Consider the following 5,110-nt stretch of genomic DNA (forward strand, 5'->3'; position numbering starts at 1 on the left):
TCCATTCAGGATTGCAGCAAAGAAGGTGCTGAGCCTCAGCCCTGCCCGCTGCCTCGCCAGCTTTCAAAGGGATGATGAGGCGGCAAAGCTTTTGCCGGCCCATTAACTGGCTGTCGGCTGCATAAGCTCTATCGTGATATGATCGGGGCCTGAAACGTAGGCCACCAACGTTCCCTTCCGTGGACCACCCGGGATCGGCAGCGGTTTGCCTTTCGCCTTCCATCCTGCTGCCTCGACACGGGCAATGGCGACGTGAATATCCCTTACGGTCAGAGCCAGGTGGGCCGCTCCGATTGATCCCGCGCCGCTGGGCACCGTCCTGTTCTGGAGCCCGTTTGAATATTCCAACAGTTCGACCACGTAGCCGTCCTGTGCCTTGACGATCGCCGTTTTCACACTCGGATCGTCGACACCTGTCACCTGATGCAGGAAGTCGCCCCCCATCTCCGATTGCCGCTCAAGTGTGAAACCGAGCGCTCCCGTCCAGAACCGAACGGCTTCGTCCAAAGACGACACAGCGAAGCCTGTGTGGTCCACGGCAATTACGTTTGCGGCGTTCGTCATTACTGCCCTCTCACTGGTATGTCGGCCGTGCTTACCACGCGACCGTTCACAATCGTAAACCGCTTTCCCAAAACCCTTCCCCGCATACACATTCCCAATATGGGTTGGTGGACACGGAGAAACGGAAAGGCTTTGAGCCTCTTAAACAGCGGGTTCCAGGATGCGAAAGACCTTGGGAGCAGACGAGCTTGGTCATGCGGCGATCAGGCGACCAGCGGCCGCGGAGACCCATCGTCGGTCATCGATAGCGGCGGGTCAACGTCGCGGAAGGGTAGACATGGCACGGGTCTTTATTACCGGCAGTACCGACGGCCTTGGCCTCGCGGCCGCGAAGTCACTTCTCTCTGACGGGCACCATGTCGTTCTGCATGCACGTTCTGCGCAGCGCGCTGCGGATCTGGGCAAGTTACGCGAACAGGTTGATGGTGTCGTTATCGGCGACCTGGCAAGCGCGCAGGACGTGCACGGAATTGCGGATCAGGTGAACGCGATCGGCCATATGAATGCGGTGATTCACAACGCCGGGCTCTACGCCGTGCCCGAGCGAGGCGCGACGCCGGACGGCCATCCCACCCTGCTCGCGGTGAACACGCTGGCACCCTATATGCTGACCGCGCTAATTGAGCGGCCCGCCCGGATCATTTATCTCAGCAGCAGTTTGCATCGCGGAGGCGAGGGATCGTTGGAGGACATCGACTGGACGGCACGCGCGTGGGACAGCTCTCGCGCTTATGCCGAGAGCAAGCTACATATGGTCGCACTGGCTTTCGCTATCGCTCAGCGCTGCCCAAACGTACTGAGCAACGCGGTCGATCCGGGGTGGGTGCGCACGCGAATGGGTGGCGCCGGCGCGCCAGTTGATCAAAAGACCGGGCAACGCACGCAGAGTTGGCTCGCCGTCAGCGATGATTCAACGGCACTGTTCAGCGGTGGCTATTGGCACAACCTACAGCGTCAACAGCCCGCGGCTGAAGCTACGGATACGCGCTTCCAGGAAAGGCTGGTCGCCAAATTAGCTGACCTTACGGGTGTAGAGATGAGCTGATCTGCTTCGGCTAAGACCCAATCCCGGCCATTCAGGCGCACCTCCTCGCTTCCCGAAACCTGCCGCTTGTTCATATGTGCGGACTGAACGCCTGGGCGAGCCCGGCAAGCCGGTCGGAACGTCTTATTTCGCAGACTTTCCGGCCAGTCAGCTTTTAGGATTGGAACGCTCGAAAGCCGCCGTTGCGGGGTGTCATAACCGTTCGGTTGTGACACCGGCTATCTGATGCGTCAGCTCGTACCGAGGGTGACGCCAGGTGGGGGAGCGCTGGCCGCGGGCACGAAGAAATCCGGCATGAGCGGCTGGCCGGGTTTCACGCTGTAGGTGGAGAAGTCGGTCACACCTTCCTCGAACAGGAAGGTATCATCTATAAGGAACTGCCCGGTGAAGTCGGGCGCCGATTTGGTGAACACGCGGTGGGCGGCATCGGCCATGATCTCCGGCCGACGACAGAAGCGCAGCGTGTGTACACCTGATAACGCAAACTCGATTGCCGAAGTAGCGATGGCGGTGCGAGGCCAAAGCGCATTGAACGCGATGCCTTCGTTCCGGAACTCTTCGGCCATGCCGAGCACGCACAGGCTCATATTGTATTTGGCGATCGAGTAGGCGACGTGCCCCTGGAACCAGTGGGGCGACAAATCAAGCGGAGGCGACAGCATCAGGACGTGCGGATTCGCCGACCGGCGCAGATGCGGGATGCAGGCTTGCGAGGTCGGGAACGTGCCACGCCCGTTGACCTGGTGCATGAGGTCATAGCGTTTCGGATCGGTCGCCAAAGTGCCGGTCATCGAGATCGCCGAGGCATTGTTGACGACGATGTCGATGTCCCCGAACGTCTCCACCGTCGTCTCGACGCCTTTACGGATCGAGTCCACGTCGCGCACATCAACGATCAGCGGCAATGCTCGCCCGCCTGCTGCCTCGATCGCTGAAGACCGAACGGATCGCAGGCAAAACCTACCGCACGCCCAATCAGGCAAGGCAGGACGTGTTCGATTACATCGAACGCTTCTACAATCCCACACGCAGGCACTCGACCTTGTGCTATCTCAGCCCCATGGACTTCGAGAAGCAGGCTCGTGTAGCCTAACTTGGTGTCCATGGGACCGGCAGAAGCTCAATCCGTTGAACCCACACCAAAGCCAGACGTTCAAGTCGTCTTAGGCGCTTCCCAACTTCTTCCATTCGTTAACGTCGATGCGACGACCCCTACGGGCGCTAGCAGATTGCTGCTGCGCGGCAATAGGTGGGGAAAGCAGTCAGTCCACTTCCAAGCAGCGATCGCGGAATACGCGGCCGTTCGTTCAAGATCGCGCTCAGCGTGCCGCCGACGGAAAAGCTGGTCGACCCATTGGCGATTACGCCCGAGGGGGAGCGGAACTGCGCCTTCTGGTCCGTGACCAAACTGAGGTGCACGTTGTACTGAACGCTTGCGACCATGAAGTGATGCATCGCGACTAGGCTTTGGCGGCATCGACAGTCATGGCGAACGTATCACTTAGTGACCGAATGTCAGCGGCGCCTTGCCGCCGATTGCCTTCTCGCAGAATATAGGGCTAGACGGGTGCATAAGTCTGCCAGACGTGGAATAGTGTCGACAGTAAGGCTCACGTCAAACGACGCCTTGTGCAACTATTAGCTATAGGAAATTAATATGGAGTATGTCACCCTTCAACGTCTGGTGACAAAGTTACGGCGTCGTAGCACCATAGACTTAGCTAGTGAGAATTCCCTTCTGAACTTGCCTTTTACATTGAAGAAACTGAGTCGATCTGATTATTTGTTTAGAAGCGGGGAAACTATCAGCGTCACATACGTGCTACTTAGTGGCTTCACATTTCGCCAGAAAGTGGCTGGTGATGGTGGTAGACAGATCGTCGCAATACAGGTGCCCGGAGATATCGTCAATATACAGAGCCTACAGCTAAATATGTATGATCATAGCGTACAGGCGTTATCAGATGCTACGATAGCAGTAATACCAACAAGCGCGTTGCTTGTACTTGCTCAGTCGCATGATGAAATCATGTTTGCTCTTTGGCTTGATACATTTGTCGATGCATCGATAGCTTGGGAATGGATAACCAATATAGGTCGCCGCAACGCGCGGATACGGCTCGCACATCTGTTATGTGAGATCACATTGCGCGTCGAAATGGCTGGTTTTCACACCGGGGCGACCCACAAGCTTGCCATGACGTCCGAGGATATTGGAGACGCTTTAGGCCTGACACCAGTTCACGTCACCCGTGTAATAAAAGAACTCATGCGTGTCGGTCTGATATTGCGAGAGAGGCGAAGCATTTCCATATTGGATATAAATGGCCTCCGGACGCTCGCTGACTTTAATCAAGCATATTTACACTTGCAGAATATTAATCATAGAATCTAAACTCATGCTATTCAATTATTACAATTGTAGCTATAAATGTCTAATAGAAATGTGAAAAATATTGTCTGTATCCCTCTCAAATAAGATATACTAACTATAGCTTGTAAGGATTAGGTGCGCCTTTTAACAGCGAACTGTTTCCACAAGCACAGTGTGAGCGGTAGATGTTATGCAAGTGAGAGACGATCTGGGCGGTATGAAAATGCTGCAGGTGAGCAAAATGAGGACGCGAACGCCCGGATAAATCAACCTATAATGAATACAATACTGAACAATTCAGTGATAAAAGAGTTCCTTTAAAGATAATGGCCCGACTTGATTTTATTCGCAAGGTTCTGTATGATGTTCGGCAGCGCTTCGGAATTATCAACCATTGGGTGTGTACCGTATTTGGTTTCAATCAGCAGTCAATCGCTTGCGCATTAGTGTTATGATTTATGGCGCTCTTCGGTCGCGTCGTCACAATATGACGCTTGGCCGTTGCAGTCTTGGTTATCAGCTGCTGGGATCATGCTGACTCGCGAGGGCATCGTTATAAATTACGAGAAGCTGCCGCGGCTGTATTGCGTCAAGAACCTGCAGACCCATCGCCGGCGCAGCCGCAAACGGCGATGGGCCAGCGGGCAGCGATGACGCTGCCGCGAGGTCCGAACCAGCGTTAGAACCCGGACGTCCTCAGCAACACGCTTATCTGCAGCCGACGCATCCGCATCTTTTCTGTCGTCGATAACTTTGCGCGCAAGAACCTCCCGCTGGTGTTCAACACGTCGTGTTCTGAAGCTCTGGTGGAACGCAAACTTGATGCGAACATGCCCATTCACGCAAACCGCTAATGGTCGTGAGCGAAAATGGGACCGAGCTGCCCAGCCTAGCGATTGTCCGCTGGGCGCGGAACCGGCAGATGGAGTGCCCCGATATTACGTCGGGCAAGCCGCAACAGGACGGCCCCATCGAGAGCCTTGACGGTCGCTTTGAACCGCGCCGGGTTTGCCGGAGGCTCCAACTCCTGAAAAGGTGGAGCCTGTATGAGCAAGACGACGAACAAGTTTGCGCCGGAAGTTCGCGAACGCGCGGTACGGATGGTTTTCGACCACGAGCGGGATCAT

The 5,110-nt window shown here is 55.7% G+C and carries 5 protein-coding genes and 1 pseudogene; 3 read left to right on the forward strand and 3 right to left on the reverse strand.

Annotation, left to right across the window (positions count from 1 at the left end; genetic code table 11):
* Window positions 1–102 precede the first annotated feature (102 nt).
* Window positions 103–564 carry a VOC family protein gene (locus L8K25_RS22390; protein WP_242141238.1) on the reverse strand — a complete coding sequence of 154 codons (462 nt, stop codon included), beginning with the start codon at window positions 562–564 and terminating at the stop codon, window positions 103–105.
* Window positions 565–841: 277 nt separating this feature from the next.
* On the opposite strand from L8K25_RS22390, the gene L8K25_RS22395 reads away from it, so the two are divergent.
* Entirely contained in the window at window positions 842–1,609 is a 768-nt protein-coding gene (locus L8K25_RS22395) for an SDR family NAD(P)-dependent oxidoreductase (protein ID WP_242141239.1), read from the forward strand.
* A gap of 230 nt (window positions 1,610–1,839) precedes the next feature.
* On the opposite strand, the gene L8K25_RS22400 is transcribed toward L8K25_RS22395, so the two are convergent.
* The gene (locus L8K25_RS22400; protein WP_242141240.1) at window positions 1,840–2,514 is read right to left on the reverse strand and encodes an SDR family oxidoreductase; all 675 of its coding nucleotides are present in this window, start codon (window positions 2,512–2,514) and stop codon (window positions 1,840–1,842) included.
* A gap of 23 nt (window positions 2,515–2,537) precedes the next feature.
* On the opposite strand from L8K25_RS22400, the pseudogene L8K25_RS22405 reads away from it, so the two are divergent.
* Both L8K25_RS22405 and L8K25_RS22410 read left to right on the forward strand, forming a co-directional pair.
* A pseudogene (locus L8K25_RS22405) lies at window positions 2,538–2,702 on the forward strand (IS3 family transposase); the annotation flags it as partial.
* Window positions 2,703–3,266: 564 nt separating this feature from the next.
* Window positions 3,267–4,004 carry a Crp/Fnr family transcriptional regulator gene (locus L8K25_RS22410; protein WP_242141241.1) on the forward strand — a complete coding sequence of 246 codons (738 nt, stop codon included), beginning with the start codon at window positions 3,267–3,269 and terminating at the stop codon, window positions 4,002–4,004.
* A 917-nt stretch (window positions 4,005–4,921) separates the two neighbouring features.
* Here L8K25_RS22410 and L8K25_RS22415 read toward each other — a convergent pair.
* Window positions 4,922–5,110: hypothetical protein (locus tag L8K25_RS22415; RefSeq protein ID WP_242141242.1), on the reverse strand; the 189-nt coding region annotated here is incomplete at its 5' end.

The sequence above is a fragment of the Sphingomonas sp. TREG-RG-20F-R18-01 genome (assembly GCF_022662475.1).
Lineage (GTDB): Bacteria > Pseudomonadota > Alphaproteobacteria > Sphingomonadales > Sphingomonadaceae > Sphingomonas.